This window comes from Sulfuricurvum sp. IAE1, assembly GCF_004347735.1.
Lineage (GTDB): Bacteria > Campylobacterota > Campylobacteria > Campylobacterales > Sulfurimonadaceae > Sulfuricurvum.
The window spans coordinates 250,085-268,983 of sequence record NZ_SLTI01000042.1 but is presented as its reverse complement, the minus strand read 5'-3'; the positions used below and the strand labels follow the sequence as shown (position 1 = coordinate 268,983).

22 protein-coding genes and 1 tRNA gene are annotated in these 18,899 nt (G+C 55.3%); 13 read left to right on the top strand and 10 right to left on the bottom strand.

From position 1 onward, the window contains the following. Positions 1-52: 52 nt before the first annotated feature. The 5 genes from E0765_RS06610 (at position 53) to E0765_RS06590 (ending at position 5,280) form a co-directional block, all read left to right on the top strand. On the top strand, positions 53-748 hold the full coding sequence (locus tag E0765_RS06610) for a tRNA1(Val) (adenine(37)-N6)-methyltransferase (RefSeq protein ID WP_132812432.1): 696 nt from the start codon (positions 53-55) through the stop codon (positions 746-748). Continuing rightward, the gene (locus E0765_RS06605; protein ID WP_255417869.1) at positions 736-1,116 is read left to right on the top strand and encodes a YkgJ family cysteine cluster protein; all 381 of its coding nucleotides are present in this window, start codon (positions 736-738) and stop codon (positions 1,114-1,116) included. Before E0765_RS06610 ends, E0765_RS06605 begins: the two co-directional genes overlap by 13 nt. Further along, positions 1,109-2,374 (top strand): hypothetical protein, encoded by a 1,266-nt coding sequence (locus tag E0765_RS06600; protein ID WP_132812431.1) that lies wholly within the window; start codon positions 1,109-1,111, stop codon positions 2,372-2,374. The genes E0765_RS06605 and E0765_RS06600 overlap by 8 nt, the downstream gene beginning before the upstream one ends. Continuing rightward, on the top strand, positions 2,371-3,156 hold the full coding sequence (trpC, locus tag E0765_RS06595; RefSeq protein ID WP_132812430.1) for an indole-3-glycerol phosphate synthase TrpC: 786 nt from the start codon (positions 2,371-2,373) through the stop codon (positions 3,154-3,156). Before E0765_RS06600 ends, trpC begins: the two co-directional genes overlap by 4 nt. 105 nt (positions 3,157-3,261) lie before the next feature. After that, positions 3,262-5,280, top strand: a complete 2,019-nt coding sequence (locus E0765_RS06590; RefSeq protein ID WP_132812429.1) for a diguanylate cyclase — start codon at positions 3,262-3,264, stop codon at positions 5,278-5,280. Positions 5,281-5,300: 20 nt separating this feature from the next. Here the strand turns inward: E0765_RS06590 and E0765_RS06585 are convergent, their stop codons facing one another. Next, positions 5,301-5,744 carry a GatB/YqeY domain-containing protein gene (locus tag E0765_RS06585; protein WP_132812428.1) on the bottom strand — a complete coding sequence of 148 codons (444 nt, stop codon included), beginning with the start codon at positions 5,742-5,744 and terminating at the stop codon, positions 5,301-5,303. A 57-nt stretch (positions 5,745-5,801) separates the two neighbouring features. Between E0765_RS06585 and flgH the strand changes: the two genes are divergently transcribed. Continuing rightward, entirely contained in the window at positions 5,802-6,518 is a 717-nt protein-coding gene (gene flgH, locus E0765_RS06580) for a flagellar basal body L-ring protein FlgH (RefSeq protein WP_132812427.1), read from the top strand. Between the two features lie 40 nt (positions 6,519-6,558). Here flgH and E0765_RS06575 read toward each other — a convergent pair whose 3' ends face one another. From E0765_RS06575 to E0765_RS06550, 6 genes are read right to left on the bottom strand one after another with little or no spacing between them, the layout of a single operon-like run. Further along, positions 6,559-7,773 (bottom strand): murein hydrolase activator EnvC, encoded by a 1,215-nt coding sequence (locus E0765_RS06575; protein ID WP_132812426.1) that lies wholly within the window; start codon positions 7,771-7,773, stop codon positions 6,559-6,561. Continuing rightward, entirely contained in the window at positions 7,774-8,586 is an 813-nt protein-coding gene (locus tag E0765_RS06570; RefSeq protein WP_132812425.1) for a cell division protein FtsX, read from the bottom strand. Beyond that, positions 8,573-9,244, bottom strand: coding sequence for a cell division ATP-binding protein FtsE (locus tag E0765_RS06565; RefSeq protein ID WP_132812424.1), 672 nt, complete (start codon positions 9,242-9,244; stop codon positions 8,573-8,575). The genes E0765_RS06570 and E0765_RS06565 overlap by 14 nt, the downstream gene beginning before the upstream one ends. Further along, positions 9,237-10,412 (bottom strand): tRNA (guanosine(46)-N7)-methyltransferase TrmB, encoded by a 1,176-nt coding sequence (gene trmB, locus E0765_RS06560; protein ID WP_132812423.1) that lies wholly within the window; start codon positions 10,410-10,412, stop codon positions 9,237-9,239. The genes E0765_RS06565 and trmB overlap by 8 nt, the downstream gene beginning before the upstream one ends. Positions 10,413-10,417: 5 nt before the next feature. After that, positions 10,418-11,671, bottom strand: coding sequence for a fibronectin type III domain-containing protein (locus tag E0765_RS06555; protein ID WP_132812422.1), 1,254 nt, complete (start codon positions 11,669-11,671; stop codon positions 10,418-10,420). After that, complete coding sequence (locus tag E0765_RS06550; RefSeq protein ID WP_132812421.1) at positions 11,616-12,593, bottom strand: RluA family pseudouridine synthase; 978 nt, start codon at positions 12,591-12,593, stop codon at positions 11,616-11,618. Before E0765_RS06550 ends, E0765_RS06555 begins: the two co-directional genes overlap by 56 nt. 77 nt (positions 12,594-12,670) lie before the next feature. Between E0765_RS06550 and E0765_RS06545 the strand changes: the two genes are divergently transcribed. Both E0765_RS06545 and E0765_RS06540 read left to right on the top strand, forming a co-directional pair. Further along, a complete protein-coding gene (locus tag E0765_RS06545) occupies positions 12,671-13,780 on the top strand; it encodes an FtsW/RodA/SpoVE family cell cycle protein (protein WP_132812420.1) in 1,110 nt (369 codons plus the stop codon). A gap of 32 nt (positions 13,781-13,812) precedes the next feature. Continuing rightward, a tRNA-Ile gene (locus E0765_RS06540) sits at positions 13,813-13,888 on the top strand. A 103-nt stretch (positions 13,889-13,991) separates the two neighbouring features. Here the strand turns inward: E0765_RS06540 and E0765_RS06535 are convergent. Further along, on the bottom strand, positions 13,992-14,288 hold the full coding sequence (locus E0765_RS06535; protein WP_132812419.1) for a hypothetical protein: 297 nt from the start codon (positions 14,286-14,288) through the stop codon (positions 13,992-13,994). A 111-nt stretch (positions 14,289-14,399) separates the two neighbouring features. Between E0765_RS06535 and E0765_RS12505 the strand changes: the two genes are divergently transcribed. From E0765_RS12505 to E0765_RS06520, 4 genes are all read left to right on the top strand, one after another. Then, positions 14,400-14,537 (top strand): hypothetical protein, encoded by a 138-nt coding sequence (locus E0765_RS12505; protein WP_165921698.1) that lies wholly within the window; start codon positions 14,400-14,402, stop codon positions 14,535-14,537. Positions 14,538-15,179: 642 nt separating this feature from the next. Continuing rightward, positions 15,180-15,392 carry a DUF1294 domain-containing protein gene (locus E0765_RS12850; RefSeq protein ID WP_132812418.1) on the top strand — a complete coding sequence of 71 codons (213 nt, stop codon included), beginning with the start codon at positions 15,180-15,182 and terminating at the stop codon, positions 15,390-15,392. Between the two features lie 213 nt (positions 15,393-15,605). After that, positions 15,606-16,460 carry an aldo/keto reductase gene (locus E0765_RS06525; RefSeq protein WP_132812417.1) on the top strand — a complete coding sequence of 285 codons (855 nt, stop codon included), beginning with the start codon at positions 15,606-15,608 and terminating at the stop codon, positions 16,458-16,460. A gap of 48 nt (positions 16,461-16,508) precedes the next feature. Next, on the top strand, positions 16,509-17,222 hold the full coding sequence (locus E0765_RS06520) for a DUF3108 domain-containing protein (protein ID WP_165921696.1): 714 nt from the start codon (positions 16,509-16,511) through the stop codon (positions 17,220-17,222). Positions 17,223-17,224: 2 nt separating this feature from the next. On the opposite strand, the gene E0765_RS06515 is transcribed toward E0765_RS06520, so the two are convergent. Together E0765_RS06515 and E0765_RS06510 are read right to left on the bottom strand one after the other, a co-directional pair. Next, complete coding sequence (locus E0765_RS06515; RefSeq protein WP_223175680.1) at positions 17,225-17,797, bottom strand: NUDIX domain-containing protein; 573 nt, start codon at positions 17,795-17,797, stop codon at positions 17,225-17,227. 29 nt (positions 17,798-17,826) lie between these two features. Beyond that, complete coding sequence (locus E0765_RS06510; protein ID WP_132812415.1) at positions 17,827-18,330, bottom strand: 2'-5' RNA ligase family protein; 504 nt, start codon at positions 18,328-18,330, stop codon at positions 17,827-17,829. A 94-nt stretch (positions 18,331-18,424) separates the two neighbouring features. On the opposite strand from E0765_RS06510, the gene E0765_RS06505 reads away from it, so the two are divergent. Beyond that, positions 18,425-18,883, top strand: coding sequence for a DsrE family protein (locus E0765_RS06505; protein WP_132812414.1), 459 nt, complete (start codon positions 18,425-18,427; stop codon positions 18,881-18,883). Positions 18,884-18,899 lie beyond the last annotated feature (16 nt).

The window sequence follows — 18,899 nt, the reverse complement described above, 5'->3', positions numbered from 1 at the left end:
AGCCTGTATAAAAGGTATAATTTCGACATTATAATACATCTGAGAGGCTCTGATGCTCCTTTACCAGCCCGATGAGGGGTATTGCTACAACAGCGATTCGATCCTGCTGTACGGGTTTATTTCCCTGTTCTCCCCCAAAGGGCGGACGCTCGACGTCGGGGCGGGATGCGGAATCGTGGGATTGCTCATCGCGCGCGATTTCCCCGGGGTCGAGCTCGAAGCGGTCGAAAAGCAGGACGTTTATGCGCAGTTCGCCCGCCGTAATGCGCAAGTCAACGGGATCGCGTACACGCTCTATGAGGGGGATTTCCTCGAACACGGGCCGCACGGGAGTTACGACTGGATCGTCTCGAACCCGCCGTTTTATCACGAGGGGGTTTCGCGCAGCGTCCACCCGATGCTCCATCAGGCCCGCTATAACGTCCATCTCCCTATCGGAGCGTTCATCGCCAAGATTTCCAAGCTCCTCAAATCCGACGGCGAAGCGGCGATCTGTTACGACGCGCGGCAGTTCGTCCAGCTGTGCGCCGCGTGCGAGAGTTCAGGATTAAGAGTCGTTGATGTACAATTCGTCCATTCCAAAGAGGACCGTCCCAGCACGCTGGTGATGCTCCATCTGAAAAAAAACAGCCGCTCCCTTTTGAATGTGCTCTCCCCGCTGATCACGTTGGAGGGAGAGCGGTATTCCCCTGCGGTGCAGGCAATTTACGATAAAGCAAAGGCGCACAGTATCAAATGTCCGATTTAATGACCCGCGAAGGTTTCTGTTACGCGTTCGACCCTTCCGCCTGTGCTTCGTGCGGGGGGAACTGCTGTACGGGAGAGAGCGGCAACATCTTCGTTTCCGTGACCGAAATCGCCGCCATCGCAAAACTGCTGGAGATGGAGGAGGGGGAGTTCCGACGTACCTACCTGCGCAAAGAGGGGTATCGCTATTCCCTCAAAGAGGTAAAGGTAAACGGGTCGTTTGACTGCGTGTTTTTCAGCCGTTCACGAAACGGGTGTAGCATATACGAAGCCAGACCGCTGCAGTGCCGGACCTTTCCGTTCTGGGATTATTTCCGGCACCGCATCGACGAGCTCAAAGCCGAATGCCCGGGGATCATCCATGACTAAAACTTTTTTCGCCCTTATCGTAGGGGCCGTGCTCGCCCATTCGGCCGCCGTTCCCAAACCCGCGATCCAGATCAATACGTTCGAAGACACCTTCGCCCTCTATGCCCTCGACGCGCAGGTGCGGCACAAATACCACCGCGCATCGGCTTTTTTCGCCGAACTTCACAAAAAGACCGCGAAGAGCGAATACCTCTACCAGTCGCTCAAGATGCTCGAACACGCCAACGACACCAAAACGCTCGCGAAAATGACCGCCGAGGCACTCGCCAAATCTCCGAACGACGAAATCCTCAAACGGTTCGAAGTGATCGCGCTGATCAAGGGGGGTGATTTCGCCCAGGCTTCGCAGAAAGCGTTTCTCCTCACCCAGAACAATCCCAAAGCCCCCGATCATCTCCTCTACGCCGAGGCGCGTTTGAAACTCGCCGATTACGAAGGGGCGCTGGGAGCGCTGAAAAAAGCGTATGCAATGGGGTTTGACCACAATACCGCCGAGAGGATCGCCCTCATCGAATACGCCCATCTGGGGCGCAAGGCCGAAGCGGTCAAATTTCTCAAAGAGCATATCGGCACGCAGGGTAACAGCGTCGTGATCGGCAAACGGCTGGCGAGTTTTTACGGCGACGGCGGAGCGCTCGGCGATGCCGCCGCGATGTACGAGCAGGTTTACGATGCCTTCGGTGACGCCGCTTCCGCCGAAGAGGCCCTTAAAATCTACCTTTTTTTGAAAGATTACGCCAAAATGACGGCGTTGCTCGAGAGATCGCATCTGAACGATTCGATGCTTCTCGATCTCTATGTACAGGCCAGGGCTTTCGACAAGGCTTCCGCCCTGGCGATGACGCTATACGAAGACCAGGATAACCCGCTTTTCCTTGCACAGAGCGCCGTTTACCGCTATGAAGGCTCTGTGGATCGAAACGATCCCGCTCTCGTCGCCGATGTTGTCGCCAAGCTCAAAAAAGCGGCGGACGACATCGAAGAGCCGCTTTATCTCAATTACCTGGGCTACCTGATGATCGATCACGACGTCAATGTCAGCGAAGGGATGGGATACGTCCGCCGCGCTCTCGAAAAACAGCCCGATTCTCCGTTTTACATCGATTCGCTTGCATGGGGCCATTACAAACGGGGCGAATGTGCCGAAGCGCTCCGGCTCATCAAACAGGTCGAATCGATGATCGGTACCGACGAGCAGGAGGTGCGCGACCACCTCAAAGCAATCGAAGCGTGCAAACCCAAGGAGAAAACGAAATGATTTTAGATGACATCATCAAAAAAACCAAAGAGGACCTCAAAGAGCGCGAGGCCAAATTCAGCATGGAGTGGCTGGGGCGCTCTCTGGCGTTCAACGCCCGTGCCCCCCGTGACGTCCGGGCGTTTCTGACCTCGACTCCCGAGGAACCCTACCGGATCATCTCGGAAGTGAAAAAGGCCAGCCCCTCCAAAGGGGTCATCCGCGAAGATTTCGATCCCATCGCGATCGCGCAAGGGTACGAACGGGGCGGAGCGAACGCCATTTCGGTCCTGACCGAACCCCATTTTTTCCAGGGGAGCCTCGACTACCTCGCCGAGATCCGTCGTTACGTCAGCATTCCCCTTCTGCGCAAAGATTTCATCGTTTCCAAATACCAGTTGCTCGAAGCGCTCGTCTACGGTGCCGATTTTGTCCTCCTTATCGCGGCGGCCCTTTCTAAAAGCGAGCTCAAAGAGCTGCTCAATTACACCCGCCACCTGGGGATGGAAGCGCTCGTCGAGATCCATGACAAGGCCGAACTGACCAAGGCGATCTACGCGGGGGCCGACATCATCGGGATCAACCACCGAAACCTCCAGACGTTCGAGATGAACATGAACCTCTCTTATGATCTCATCCCGCTGATCCCCAACGGCAAAATCATCGTGGCCGAAAGCGGCATTTATGAGCACGGACAGCTCGAAGACCTGAACAAAGCGGGGGTCGATGCTTTTCTCGTCGGCGAATCGCTGATGCGCCAGGACGACGTCGAAACGGCACTGCGAACCCTCAAAAACGGCTGATTCCCTCGGCCTCTCCCCAAGATATAAAAAGAAAAAGTTATATTTTTAAATTAAGGGTCACACCGATATAATTAAAAAATCAAGAAAAATCGGTAGGATCCTCCAGTGACAAAACGGTACACGACCTATAAACGGCTGATCGCGAAAACGGTCATACTTTCACTTCTGGCAAGCCTTGCGGTCGCGTTCGTCTACGGTATTTTCATCAAACAGCGCGCGATCGACGACCTCGCCCGCGTCGATGCCCGCAAAACGAGCCGGATGGCGTTCGAAGCGCTCTATTCGGCGATGGAAAAAGGGTGGAGCAAAGAGGAGCTCGACGCGATCATCGTCCGGCTCAACGACGTCGAACCCGACATGCGGATCAACGCCTACCGGAGCCCCATCGTCGCCGAGCTTTTCGGCGACCGCGAACACGACAAACAGGCCAGGGAGCACGATCCGATGGTCATGAAGGCGATGAAAGGCGAAGAGATCCTTACCGGCGATGACGAGATCCGCTACCTCTACCCGATCGTCGTCAAGCAAGAGTGCCTCAGCTGTCACACCAACGCGAAAATCGGGGACATCAACGGCGTCATCGACGTCCGGTTCCCGGTCGCCAACCTCAAAATATCCCTGACGACGATGGTCAATTCGTTCATCATCTTTTTCGTCATTTTCACGGTACTGATTTTTGCCATCCTCTATTTCCGTCTCAATTCGCTGCTGGTGCAGCCGCTCAAACAGTTTATCGGGATGATCCAGGATATCATCCACCAAAACGACATGGGCAAACGGGTCACCCTCAAAACCAAAATCCTCGAGGTCAAAAACATCGAGAGCTACGTCAACAAAATGCTCGATTCGATCCAGGACTATTACGAAAAGCTCCAGCACCTCTCGGATCGCGATTACCTTACGGGGCTTTACAACCGCCGGAAATTCGAAGAGTTCCTCTCTTACGAGATCAAACGCTCCGACCGCCACCGTCATAAATTCTCGGTTCTGATGATCGATCTGGACAACTTCAAATACATCAACGACACGTACGGGCATGCCGCGGGGGACGTGGTCCTCAAAGAGGTGACCGAAATTCTGGGAAGCAACCTCCGTAATGCCGATATCCTCGCACGGATCGGCGGGGACGAGTTCGCCGTCATCCTTCCCGAAACGCCGTACGAAAAAGGGTATGTTGTCGTCGAAAAACTCCGTTCCAGCCTCGAGAATTCACCCATCTCGCTGATGTACGACCAGATCAAGCTCACCGCGAGCTTCGGCGTCGCCGAATACCCCGAGCAGGGGGAGAACATCGAAGCGCTCCTGACGGGATCGGATCTGGCGATGTACAAGGCCAAACGGGCCGGGAAAAACACGATCGCCAGAGCCGACCAGACCGACCAGGAGATGGCGGCCGAGATCCAGAAAAAAGGGGAATTCCTCCGCCGCGCCATCGACGAGGGGCGGGTCGAGCCGTACGTTCAGCCCATCTATAACGTCAAAACGAACAAACTGTTCGGGTACGAAGTGCTGGCACGGATTCGCGACGGCGAGGGGGTGATGGCGGCCGGACAGTTCATCGAAGTGGCCGAGAGCCTCGGTATGGCGTGCAAAATCGACCATATCGTCCTGAACAAAGGGCTTGCGGCGAGGGAAGAGAAAAAGCTGTGGGACGTCGAGTTTTTCTTCAACCTCTCGACCAACAGCCTCTTTAACGGCAATTACATCGACCAGATCAAAAGCCATTACGACAACGACCCGAAAAAGAAAAAACACGGGGTGACGATCGAGATCCTCGAACGCGAGGCGATCCATAACGTCAAAGGGCTCATCGAGATCATCGAGGCGATGAAAAACGAGGGGATCAATTTCGCTCTTGACGATTTCGGCTCAGGGTTCTCGTCGTTCGTCTACCTGAAATATTTCGATGCCGAATACGTGAAAATCGACGGGGAATTCGTCAAAAATATCACGGTCAACGAAAAAGACCGCATATTCGTCAAGCACATCAACCAGATCGCACAGGAGTTCGGCAAGAAAACGATTGCCGAATACGTCGAGGACGAAGAGACCCTTGAGGTGCTCCGCGAGATCGGGGTCGACTACGCCCAAGGGTATTACTACGGCTATCCCAAACCGATTTAAACGTTAAGAAAGAGGGGGATTTAGCCGAGGATTTTTTTGGCGCACTCGTTGATACGTTTGCCGTCGGCCTGTCCCCCGAGGGTTTTGGACGCCGCCCCCATCACTTTGCCGATCTCTTTCATCGAGGCGGCTCCCACTTCGGCGATGATAGAACGCAGTGCGGTTTCAAGCTCCTCGTCGGAGAGCTGTTTGGGGAGATAGGTTTCGAAAATCGCCGCTTCGGAAGCCTCTTTGTCGTACAGGTCTTCGCGCCCTGCATCGCGGTACTGGACCATCGCTTCGTTGCGCTGTTTCACTTGTTTCTGGATGATTTTGATCACGTCCTCGTCGCTGAGTTCTTTCCGCTCGTCGACTTCGATCTGTTTGAATGCGCTGCTGAGAAGGCGCAATGCGTCACGTTTGGCATTGTCTTTTTCTTTCATCGCGGTTTTGATATCGTTGTTAATCTGCTCTTTGAGGCTCATTGGTATCCTTGGAACTCTTTTTGCTTAATTATAGCCAAATTAGACCGGGATACCTGAATGCGCGCACCTCTTTACTTCTCGATTCTCTCCGCTTCGCTGCTCCTTAGCGGCTGTACGGCACGCCTTACCGACCCCGAGATGGACTTCCAGCCGCCCAAGTACGTCGAAGAGATGCCCTCACGCGAAGAAGAGAGCGCATTCGCTTCGCGCGGTAGCCTGTTCGGGCAGGGGGACAGCCCCCTTTTCTCGGATCATAAGGCGATGCACGTCAATGATATCGTGACCGTCGTCATCTCCGAAACGGTCAAAAGCTCCAATACGGCGAGCAAGGCGCTCACCGAAGCCGATACCATCGGCCTCAACGGCGGATTGTTCACCTCTACGGGGCAAAATTCCGCGGTCAATTCGGCGGTCAACAAACTCAACGGACTCGCCAACATCGGTTTCAGCGCAGGATCGAATTCCGATTACGCCGGGTCGGGAACGGCGACGAAAGATGCGTCGTTTACCACGACGGTATCGGCGCGGATCGTCAAAGTGATGGCCAACGGCAACTATTTCATCACCGGGCGCCGCGAGATCATGGTCGACAGCGAAAAACAGATCATGCAGCTCAGCGGCGTGATCCGTCCGTACGACATCGACCAGAACAACCAGATCAATTCGGCGAAAATCTCGGATGCGAAAATTATGTACGTCAATCAGGGAGATATTGACCGCTCGGTCAACCAGGGATGGGGCAGTAAGCTCGTCCATGCGATCTGGCCGTTTTAAAGCAAAAGTCGATTATTCTCCCGCATCCGGGCGCATACCCTTAACGTATTACTTCGAGAGGGTTGATGTGGGCGTTGCGCTGGGTTACCTGGAACATCAGTTCACGGGCGACGCGGCCGATGACCGCACCTTGTCTGAGTCGTTTACCTACTTCGACCGTAGGAGCGATTTTGTCCAGATGGGCATAGATCGTGTGCAGACCGTTGTCGTGTTCGATAATGACGACGTTGTCGAGCATAGCGGTGGGTTTGGCGAGGATTACCTTTCCGTTGAAGACCGCTTTGACTTTCGCGTCGCTCTCGGTCGGGCGGAGTGAAACCGATTCGTTGAAGATTTTGATCCCGTAGATCGGATCGGTATAGGGGCCGAAACGTTTCGTGACCACGTATCCGTCCAGCGGGGCGATCGTGCGCTCTCCCGAGTACGAGGAGACATTGGAGGGGCGATATTCGGCCACCGCCTGTTTGACGTCTGCGGGGACGGGCTTGGAACCCGGTTTCTGGAGCGGCTTTTTGGCGGCGACTTTTTTCGGCCGCAGCGATTCGCGTTTGATGATGTTGAGACTGGCGAGGGTGTTTTGGAGCGAGCGCTGCTGTTTGAGGATCCGATTCAGCGATTTGACGTAATCTTGTTTCTCTTTTTCGAGGAGGGCGATCGCTTTCTCGGTCTCTTTTTTGGTCTCCAGAACGGTATTTTTCTGCCGGTCGATCACCGCGATGGACTGTTTGAGTACCGTCGTCTGTGAAGAGAGGCCGCTGATGCGCTCGGCGTTCATCGCAAAGAGGGTATTGAGCTCCTTGATTTCGGCGTTGATCTGTTTGAGGTGGAGTTTGAGCGCCTCTTCGGTGATGATCGCATCGGCTTCCTTGGCCCGGTCGTCGTTGATCAGCAGCGAGATCGAGGTGTTGCGCGCGAGTGCGAACACGAGCCGCTGCTCGATTTCGTTTTGGGTTTTGATCAGCATGTTCTGCTGGGCCTCGAGCTGGCGCAGGGTCATTTTGTTGGTGTTGTAGATCGTCTCTTTGGATTTAAGCTCTTCGACGAGGGTGTTGAGATGCTGCTGCTGGACGGTGACGACCTGCTTTTGCTTGATGATCTTCTGCGCCGTCTCGTTGAGCTTGGCGTTGAGCGTCGAATAGGTCTGTTTCGTCTGGCTGAGCTTTTTGGAGGTGCTGTGGATCTTGTCGTCGATGGCCGCGGCATCGAGCGAAGCGCACAGCAGCGACGAGGCGAGGAGGGAGGCGAAGATCTTCATCTATTCCTCTTCGTCGTGCCCGATGACGATCGTCAGTGTCAGCACGATCGAGACGCCCAGCGCGATGGCCAGCGATCGGACGGCGTCGTTGACGAAATCGAACAGCTGGATACTGATTCCGACGGTGCGCAGCAGCTGGTCCATCCAGCCGTACTGGTCGATGACGAAAAAGGCCAGGCACATGATGATCGTCGCGATGATCGCATCGACGATGGCCAGGCGGAACAGTACCGCCGAACGGAGCCACACGGGGGCGCCGAAGAGGGCCATGATGCTCATCCGCTCCGCGTGCTGGAACTGCCACAGGCGCATCTCTTTAAGGATCAGCAGCGACGTCACCGCAGCGATCGCGATCGAGAAAATCTGCACGACGTCTTTGAAAAGGAGCATCAGCTTGTAGACGGTATCGTGGGTCTGGGCATACCCCTCGACCCGTTCGATCGCCGAATGCTTCTGGAACCGCTTCTGGAGCGTTTCGATCTCGTAAGGGGTCGGGAAGCGCCCCAGATAGATCCGGTAAAACTTGGGAAGGGTCACTTTGAGAAGTTCAAGATTTTTCTTGCTCATCTCCCCTTTGAGCCGTTCGAGAACCTGGTCGGTGGCGATCGGCTCGCTCCGTTCGACAAGTTTATCGAGGGCTTTGAATTCCGCTTCGCTCATCGTTTTGTTCGCGACGACGATGATCGAGTAGTCTTGTTTGAGGCGGTCTTCGTATGCGGCGATGGTGCGGTCGACCGCGACGTAGATCTGGACCGAGAACAAAACGGTGAAGAGCGCGACGATGAGGGAGATATGATTTTTAAGCGATTTCATGAATGGTCCCCATATCGATATGGAAATGTTTGTACGGCACCGTGATCGACGAAGGGATGTTGTGGGTGACCACGACGATCGTCGTTTTGAGCTGGGTGTTCGCCCCCTCCAGCAGGTTCCAGATCACCTGCGAGGAGTATTCGTCCAGGTTCCCCGTCGGTTCGTCGGCGAGGATGAGGATCGGGTTGTGGGCCAGCGCGCGCGCCATCGCAACCCGCTGCTGTTCTCCGCCGGAGAGTTCGGGGGGATATTTCCCGGCCTGATGGATTAGTTTGACGTGCCCGAGGAGCTTTTGGACCTGCGCGCCGCTGACGTCTTTGGTGTAGCCCGAGATGATGAGCGGGAGCATGACGTTCTTTTCGATCGTCCACTCTTTGATCAGTTTGTAGTCCTGGAAGACGATCCCGATATGGCGGCGCAGAAAGTTGAGCTTGGAGGTGCTGATGCGGTTCATTTTCACCCCGCCGACGACGAGCTGTCCGGCGCGGGGCTCGATGGCGCCGTAGAGCGATTTGAGGAGCGTCGATTTACCGCTTCCGCTGGCCCCGGTGATGAAGACGAAGCTTCCCGCATCGATGCTGAACGTCGCTTTGGAGATGATGGTTTCAAAATCTTTGTAGGAGAGGGAAAGGTTTTCGGCAATGATCACTTTATCCATGGAGCAACTCGTTTAGTAAGGTGTGGGCGGCGAGGTTCGCGCGCGATCGGACCGGCAGCGAGGGGTAATAACGGGTACGTCCGGGTTCGACGATGACGTAGCAGCTCTCGGGACGGTCGAAACTCCCCATCGCCAGACGCAGCATCACCGTATCGGGCTCGATCGTAAAGGTCCGCTCGACGTGCAGGAACCCCCACTCGCGTTTGAGCGTTTCGCTTCCGATCCGTTCCAGAACCGCTGCGGGGTTTTGGGTCGAACCGAACGTGAAATCGCCGATCGCCTCGGCTTCGGGGCTCTCGGTCTCGCAGGTGAAAATGACGTCGTAGATGTTTTTCTCGAGACGTTTCCATCGGTCTTCGTATTTGCTGCTTACCGCGATGTCGCGGTTTTTATAAACTTCGAAACGGCTTTGGCCCGGGGCGCTGAAGGTTTCGAGCGCGTAGCGGTAGTACTCCTCGCTGTCGGTGCGCAGCTCCAGTGTCCCCTGCGGTTTGAGGACGCGGATCGATTCGTTCAGAAACGCTTCGGAGATGACGCGGCGATGGGGTTTTTTGTCCCAGGGAACGGGAAAATGGACGTAGATTTTCCCCACGACGTTGGAGGGGACGAACTCCAGGAAAAGGCGCGCGTCGTAATCGAGCACCATGACGTTGGAGAGGTTGCGGATCGAGATGTGTTTGAGCGCCTGCTCGATGGAGGGCTTGTGAATTTCCAGCCCCATGAAAAGGACGTCGGGATTCGCCTCGGCCTGATGGAGGAGATGGCGCGCCGATCCGAAGCCCACTTCGATCCGCACTTCGCGTTGCGTGGGGAAGTTTTCGGCGAAAAACGCGATCGTTTTGAGGGCGTCGTGGGTTTTGAGGTGGGTATTCTCGGGTGCGTTGTCGACATTCGAATCGAGGATGTTCAGCCCCGCGCACTCGGCATAGGCCAGGAGGGCGTGTTTGACGATGAAATTCGGGGAAGGGCGGGTCACCTTGTCGCTTTTGAGAAGCTCTTTGGCTTCGTTTTTCTTGTGGACTAGGAAAAACTCTCTCCCCTTGTAGCGGGTCGCGATGAGCGACTCGTCCCCCCGTCCGGCGTTGCGGGCCAGGAAATCAAATTCCACGTCGCCGCAGCGGGCGGGGAAAGAGGGCGTTTTAAACGATTCGAGATGCAGATGCGGCATAGGCGTTATTTAACCTCGTGGATGAGTTCGATCGCTTCGGTCGGAACCGAGCGGATGCCGTTCGAATCGACCCCGACGATCTCGTAGAGATAGTGGGTGTTGGGTTTGATGTCCGCATCGCGGAACGACGTCGCCGTGATGTTGTTGATGTCGACGCTCTCGCGGCTGATCCAGCTCGTTTTGGTCGTTTTGACGATCGTGTAGTTGACGGTGCGCGGATCGCCGCTTTTCCACTGCAGCTCTACCGCTCCGCCGACCACTTTGCCTTCGTAGGCGATCGGGGTTTGGGGTTTGGAGAGGGTCGAGCCCTGCACCGCGACCGAAGTGAGCGGACTTTCGAGCCCGTCTTTGTCCACCGCCGTGATTTTGTAAAAGTAGAATTTACCGTCTTCGTTGATCGTGTCGGTGAAGTTGGTCGATTCGAGTTTGACGTGATAGGCGAACGAACCGCTCGGCGATGTGGCGCGGTAGATGTTGTAATGGGCCAGGTCGGTGATCGGGCTTTTCTCCCACGAGAGGGTGATCGCGCGCGGCAGGTTGTTGGTCGCGGTGACGTTTTTGATCTCCGGAGGGAGCGGTTTGGTGATCACTTTGGTCGTTTCGCTGGGCTCGGTGACCAGCTTGTCGTAGGTCACCGCCTTGATGCGGTAGTGGTACACCTGGCCGTCTTTGAGGTCGCGGTCGATGTATTCGGCGTTGAGGCGTCCGGTGATCGTCGCGATCTTGTTCCATTTCTGGTCGTTGGCTTCCTGGCGCTCGATCTCGTAACCGTTGATTTTTCCGTTGGGGTGCGGACGCCACAGCAGTTTGGCACTGCGGGGCATGTTGCCGACCGACTGGAAAAAACTTACCGGCGCGATCATGGGGAGGGTTTCGATCACCATCGTCTCGCTTCCGACCGATTCGCTGCCCGAGGAGGTAAACGTCGCAAAACGGTACTGGTAATGGCTGCTGGGTTTTAGGTCGCTGTCGACGAAATGGGTCGCGTAGCGGCTGTCGACGGTGGCGATGCGGTGCAGGTTCGGATCTTCGCCGCCGGGGGTGTCACGGTAGACGTAGTACCCTACGACCCGCATGTCTTCGATCGGTTTCCATTCAAAAGCGGCCGAGGTGATGTCGGCGATGTAGCCGTTCATCGACGGTACCGGAAGGGTCGAGTCGATAGTGACCGTTTTCTGGGGTGCGGGCTGGGGTGCGCAGCCGCTAAACAGACTCAGTGCTAAAGCAACGCTCAATGGTATTCGGATCGATGAGTGCATGCAGTTCCTTCGCGTCAAAATGTTTGTGTAGGTATTCTTCCATCACGGGGTCGGGCGCAGCGGTAAACGTGACCCTTTTCCCGGTGCTCGGATGGGTGAAATACAGGTTGTAGGCATGAAGCAAGATACGTTCCATCCTGCCGCTTTTGCTGTGGCTTCCGTAGAGGTGGTCGCCGATGATGTGGCGGCTGATCGACTCGAGGTGGACGCGGATCTGGTGGGTCCGTCCGGTATAGAGTTTGCAGGCGATCAGCTCTTCGGTGCCGTCGTGGCTGGGGAGGAGTTTGCGAAACTCGGTTTTGGCGTTTTTGCCGTTTTCGGTGATCGCCATTTTGAGACGGTTGTGGCTGCTTCGGCCGATGGGACGGTCGATGAGCGTCACTTCGTCTTTGAGCGGAGGGGTGATCACCGCGAGGTAGAAACGCCCCATGCTCTTGTCCTGCAGCTGCGCCGAGAGGGCTTCGTGGGCGCGATTGTTCTTGGCGACGACCATCACTCCGCTCGTTCCCCGGTCGAGGCGGTGGACGATCCCGTGGCGCTCTTCGCCGCTGAGCGTCGAGAGACTGACCCCCTTGTGCTTGAGCCAGTCGACGAGGGTGGGTTCCTTGACGCTGGGGGCGGGGTGGACGGTGAGGGCGCTGGGTTTGTTGATGACCAGCACGTCCTCATCCTCATACAGCACCTCGACGTCGAAATCGATCGGCTGGGGCGGGGTCGATTTGGCTTCGGGGAAGACGACCGACACGCTTTGCCCCGCGCGCAGTTTCAGCCCCGCTTTGGAGGTCGCTTTCCCCTCCACGCTGATCGCGTCCTGCTCGATAAGCTGGACGATCTGGTTGCGGGTCTGCCCCAGCTTGTGAGAGAGAAAAACATCCAGACGGACGCTCTCTTCGTCAACGCTAAAAAGTTCGTGCTCTCTCATTGATATCCTAGAGGGTAGAGTGTGATGGGTTCTAAACGTCCGCTGTGCTACAATTAGCAAAAAAAACAAGGACTGTAGTGCTTAATATTGACCGGCGAATTTTAGCACACTTTGATTTCATTACGATTATTTTGCTCATTCCCCTCATTTTGACTTCAGGTTGGCTCATTTTTGAAATCCATCCCGTACTGGGGCAAAAACAGATGGTCTACACCTCCGTGGGGATCGGCGTCTTCATCGCGGTGTTCTTGCTGCCGGTCCGCCGGATGCTCTGGATGATCCCGATCATGTACTGGACGGGGATTTTGCTGCTGCTGGCCGTCGAGTTCGTGGGCCATTCGCGTCTGGGGGCCAAACGGTGGATCGAAATCCCCTTCGTCCATTTCACCCTCCAGCCCTCCGAGCTCATCAAACCCGCGTTCGTCCTCATGCTGGCGTACCTGATCAGCCGCAACCCTCCGCCGCGCGACGGTTACGGCCTCAAAGATTTCGCCAAGCTCTCTTTTTACATCCTGCTGCCGTTTTTCCTCATCGCCAAGGAACCCGACCTGGGGACGGCGACCGTCCTGGCGCTGCTCGGGTTCGGGGTGCTCTTCATCGTCGGCGTCAAATGGAAAATCTGGGTCGGTCTGGGGATCGCGTTCGTCGTCTCCCTGCCGCTCATCTACACCCAGCTCCACGATTACCAGAAACAGCGTTTGCACGATTTCGTCGGGGAAAAACCGAGTTACCAGGTCGAGCAGTCGATCATCGCCGTCGGTTCGGGGGGCTTTTTCGGTAAGGACAAGGAAGACGCTACGCAAGCACAGATGAAATTCCTCCCCATCGCGTCGAGCGACTTTATTTTCGCCTACGTCGTCGAGCGGTTCGGATTTTTCGGGGCGTTTTTGCTCATCTCGCTCTACGCCGCGCTGATCATCCACCTGCTGCTCATCGCCGCCTGGGCCGAGGATTATTACATCAAGGTCGTGGCGGGGGGATTGTCGCTCTTTTTCTTCATCTACATGAGCGTCAACATCGCGATGACGATCGGGTTTGCCCCCGTGGTGGGGGTGCCGCTGCCGATGTTCAGCTACGGGGGGAGCAGTTTTGTCAACTTCATGGTGATGTTCGCGATCCTCGAAAACCTCCTCGCCTACCGTTTCCGCTATCTCTACACCGACACCGGCAAAAAAAGCTTTGTCTAAAGTAGGAGCGACTATAATGCGCTCCTCCGAATGGGTCTTTAGCTCAGTGGTTAGAGCCACCCGCTCATAACGGGTTGGTCGTAGGTTCAAGTCCTACAAGACCCACCACTTCTATGTTTTATTCTTTTACAACTTCAATAAATTTCTTTTAAACGTGATAATAAACTTTCGAGTACTTTGGATTCCAATTCGATACCGAATTTCGGTGCACTTATTCTCCTGAATCTTCTGACCCGAAGATCTTCTTCACGACATAAATGGGGACGCCGATCGCCGTTTCAAGGGTTGTCTGTATGAGCCAACCAGCCACCGCAACAGGCATAATGGCGTAGGCCAATACCTTTGTAGCGGTAAGCCCTTCCTCTGTACTGGCGGTGTTGTGATTTTCAGCCTTAGATGCTGCGGTTTCTGTTGGCACCTGTTGCTCCGCCGGGACGGCCGCTTCGGCCACAGATACTTGTGTTGTTAACAGAACGGTCGTTAGTAGAATGGCTACTGTTTTTTTCATTATTTTCTTCCTTTTTCAGGCATGGCTGAATGTTAACGATTTATTGTTGCAAAAGTGTTCCAAAATGCGAAATTTGTATATAGAGTAAATCAAAATAAAAAGGATCTGACAATGAAAAATAAAGGAGAAAAAATGAGTCTTTTTGATGCTTTTTATGAAGAAATTATTTATACAAATCATCAGCAATACCCGTGCCAACGATTTTTGAGATGGGTTCAAGTGTTAAATCGCGAAGATGCTACGTGCTAGACGAGAATGGAAACTATAATGTAGTTTCAGAGCTGGAATCTGAAGATGGGTCAATTAAGCATTCATTTGGTCGAGACTTTAAGGGGACGGTGAAAAACGAAGCCTATCAAAAAGAAAAGCAAGCCTTGGTGGCGGCTGGCTACTCTGAAGAAGAGGCTGCTGCAATGGCTAATAGTACAATGGAAGGCTGGGACGCTTCAAAAGAATTTATCGGTGGTGCTGCTGCTTTGGCCGGTGGATTTGGAGCAAGAAGTATTTATGAACGCTTAAAAGCCAATCCGCCAAGCCACCATCCAACCATGGCCAATGCGACTGGCGCAAGTAATCCAAGCCAAAAAAATAGATTCATGGATTCCTCCTTAACAAGTAATGGTAACAATATTATAACCAATGCTGAAAATCTACACAATAGTGCAGTTGCGGAATTGAAAGGAGTCCAGGATCTTGGCGCTGCCGGCATCGGAAGACAAGAGACCGCGGCTAGATTGGCCAAGGAAGGGGCAATTGATCTGGCCAACAAAGTGCTCAGTGGAGCCAATGTTACAGGGAGAGACTTTGAGAAAGCTGGGTTAGACCCTAAAGATTTCAACCTTAAAGAAAATATGCTTTCGGACATCGGCAGTAAAAAAACTCAAATAGGAATTGATTTCCAGAGCGCAGGACAGGGCTCTTTTGATAAGGCGATTGCTGCTGAACCTCGCCGCGTTCGGCGGGAGTGCGGGTGCGGTGATCGGGAGTCGGCTGTTTCGTCACAAAACGCAGAAATTCAAAGGGATGTTTGCGGGGATGGTGATCGTCCATGCCGCTCTGGGATCGGGGGCGGTATGGTTCTGGCTGAATCAGGGGGGAGGATGAGGTTACTCGTCCTCTTCTTCGGCCCTGCGCAGGGCAAATTTGAGGACGACGAACAAAACCCCGGCGGCGGCGAACAAAATCCAGAACGTTTCCATGACATCCTCCTCTTTCGCAACATTATAACACGCTGACAGAGACGGCGGCAGCCCTCAGGGCAAAGAGGAGTTTGAGGAACGGCGGATTATACTCTCTCATTCCGAGCGAGGAGAGGCGATGACCCCTTATGTAATGACCAGCGAAAACGTCCGTATGCCCGCACTGATTTACGGGACGGCGTGGAAAGAGCAGCGTACCGCCGACCTGACCGAAATGGCCCTGAGGGCGGGATTTCGGGGGATCGACACGGCTTGTCAGCCCAAACACTATAACGAAGCGGGGGTCGGCGAGGCGATCGGTCGGATGCGAGCGCAGGGGGTCGATCGCTCCGAACTGTTCGTGCAGACCAAATTCACCCCTCTCGCAGGCCACGATCCCGCCCGGGTCCCCTACGATCCGGCCGCGCCGATCGAAGAGCAGGTGGCGCAGTCGTTCGCTGTCTCGCAGGCCAATCTGGGGACCCCTTACGTCGATTCGCTGGTGCTCCATTCGCCGCTGCACCCCTATCCGATGCTGCTGCGCGCGTGGCGGGCGATGGAAAAGCTCTACCGCGCCGGCGTCGCCCGTCAGCTGGGGATCAGCAACTGTTACGATCCGCAGCTGCTGATCCGGCTTTATGCGGATGCCGATGTCAAACCCGCGGTGGTGCAGAACCGTTTTTACGCCCAGAGCGGCTACGACCGTGAACTGCGCTCATGGTGCCGCCTGCGGGGGATCGTCTACCAGAGTTTCTGGAGTCTCACCGCCAACCCCCACCTGCTGGAGAGCCGCGAGTTTTTTGCCCTGACGCAGAAATACGACAAAACCGAGGCGCAGATCCTGTACCGCTTTCTCAACCACTGCGGCATCGTTCCGCTGATCGGCTCGACCTCTCCCGAGCACCTGCGCGAGGATCTGGAGATTTTCGATTTCGAGCTCTCTGTGGGAGAGGTCGCGGTGCTGGAGCGGCTGCTTGAGAGCGAGAGCGCTTGACAAACCCCGCGCGATTTGGGGATACTTTACGGTGAAAAAGGAAGCGCCGTGAAACTACCGATCCTCGTTTTGCTGTTGTGCGCGCAGCTGGCCTGTGCCAAAGTGCTGAGCGCCACGTACGAGGTCTCTTATGGGGTGTTCGACACGCTGGGGGTGGCGGATGCCCGTTTCGAGACGCGCGAGGACGGAACCTACACGATCCGCATCGAAGCACGCACGAGCGGGATCGCCAAAGTCCTCTCCAACAACCGCGTCGAAATCTACGAAAGCCACGGGATACTCAAAGACGGCAGGCTCATCCCCCACAAATACGCCAAGACGCGGCGCACCGATTCGAAAAAATCGATCAAAATCTACACCTTCGACCACGAGGCCAAAACGGTCTGGCGCGAGACGATCGAGCGGGACGAATGGGATCGGGTCAAAAACGACTATTACGCCTCCGAAGACATCCTGAGCCTCTTTTTCAACTTCAAACATTACCTGCAGTCCAGGCAAAACCGTTCTTTGCAGGCGGTGGGGGGAAACAAAAAAGACGGTCGGATCGACGTCGTGTTCCCCGAAAAAGAGGAGCTCTCACGGATGCGGGGGAAGCTCGAAACTTCGGGCGGGGAGTTTTTGAAAGTGGTGCTTAACGACCGCATCTTCGCCAGTGAAAAAGGGGAGCTGCTGATCAACCTGGGCAGCGACGGGCTGTGCGAAAAAGCGGTCCTCGAAGACGTCCTCTTTTTCGGGGACATCGTCGGCAGACGGGTGCGGTAGGCTCAGATATCGATTCCGAGCACTTCGCGCAGCAGCACGTCGAGGTCTTCGCGCGTCGCTCCGGCGAACGCGTTTTCGACGAATTTATTGATCCCTTTCCCATCGTGCGAGACGACGGGGACGATTTTGATCCCCGTAATCTCGGACATGAAGTGCGATTCGTCCCCCTCTTCGTAGGCGTGCAGGAGGATCGAGCGCGAAAAGTTGTTGAGGATGTGGTAGTAGATGTGGAGAAATTCGGCTTCGAGCACCCGCAGGCCGTAGAGGTGGGTGACGAGGCGGGTTTCGTGGCTGACGATCGGGTGGACCTGATCGGGTTTGACCGTGATGCCGATCTCTTCTTTGATCTCGCGCACGAGGGCGTCGATGAGGCTTTCTCCTTCGTTGACCGTTCCGCCGGGGAACCCCATCCGTCCGTCCCAGCGGTCGATCATGATGAACGCGGGGCATTTGAGATGCCGGATGTCGTCGTTAAAGTATTTCCACGGGGAGATTTCGTCGACGTAGATGGCAAGGAAAACGGCATTTTTTTTCGACGGGTCGGTGTGGCCGAAAGGGACTCTTTGGATGGTCATCGTAGCGCTTTTTTGCATGCAATTATATCCTAACTCTCCCATCGGTGCAGGGGGACGTAGAGGGCCCCCTCGGAGCGGAGGCGGCTTTCGTAAAGGACGATTTCGCCCAGTAGCCCTCCGGAGGGGGGAAACCGCGCGCAGGTCTGCGCGAAGGCATCGGGATCGGAAAAGCGCTTGACGCGCATCAGGGTGACGTGGGGGGAGAGACGGGCAGGGGGGAGCTCCAGCAGCGGCGCGAGGCGCTCATACAGCCCCTGAAGCGAAGGGTTGTGCGTCGTCGCGACGAAAACGCGTGCGCGGGAGAAATAATCCCACTTCTCCAGTCTCGACATGTCGAACGAACGATCGATCCCCTCCACCGTGTCGATCACGCGGGCAGGGGAGAAGCGGTCTCCCAGAAAAGCGATCGTGGCGTGCAGCCCCGCTTCGTCGCGCCAGCGCCCCTCCAGTATCCCCGAAAAACGGTCGCAAATCCCCGCGTAATTTTCGAGGAGGGCGGGGACGGCAAGAAACAGGCGCGGCGGTGCATTCATGGCTTTATTATACCGCTTCGGATAATTTTTACGTTATTTTTACACTTGAGTGGCATGATACAATCGAATAATTTTATAATTGCGGGAGCCGAATATGCGTAAAGCGCTGTTGATCCTTGTGTGCGCGGTTTCACTCGCGTACGGCGGAACCAAAAAGTTCGTGGTCGATCTTACGACGGGGGAGACGTCGACGCTGATGACGCGGTTTTTCGGCGGCGTTCCCTCGACCGCCGATTATTTTACCGCGCGGGGGGAACGGGTCGAAATCGCCGTCATCATCCACGGCGAAGTGTATAAATATTTCGTCAAAAATCTCGAAAACACCCAGTACGGGGTGGATGAAAAACTCGCCGCCGATCAGGAAATGATCCTGGCGAAGCTCGAGGCGATGCGCAAAAAGTACGCGATTACGCTCGAGGTATGCCAGAGCGGCATGCACCGTAAAGGGATCCTGACGCAGGATATTTACCCGTTCGTGACGCCGATCCCCTCGGCGATGATCGGGCTGGTTAAATGGCAGAATGAGGGGTATTCGTACATTCCCGTCCACTGATAAATCGTCGCTTAAG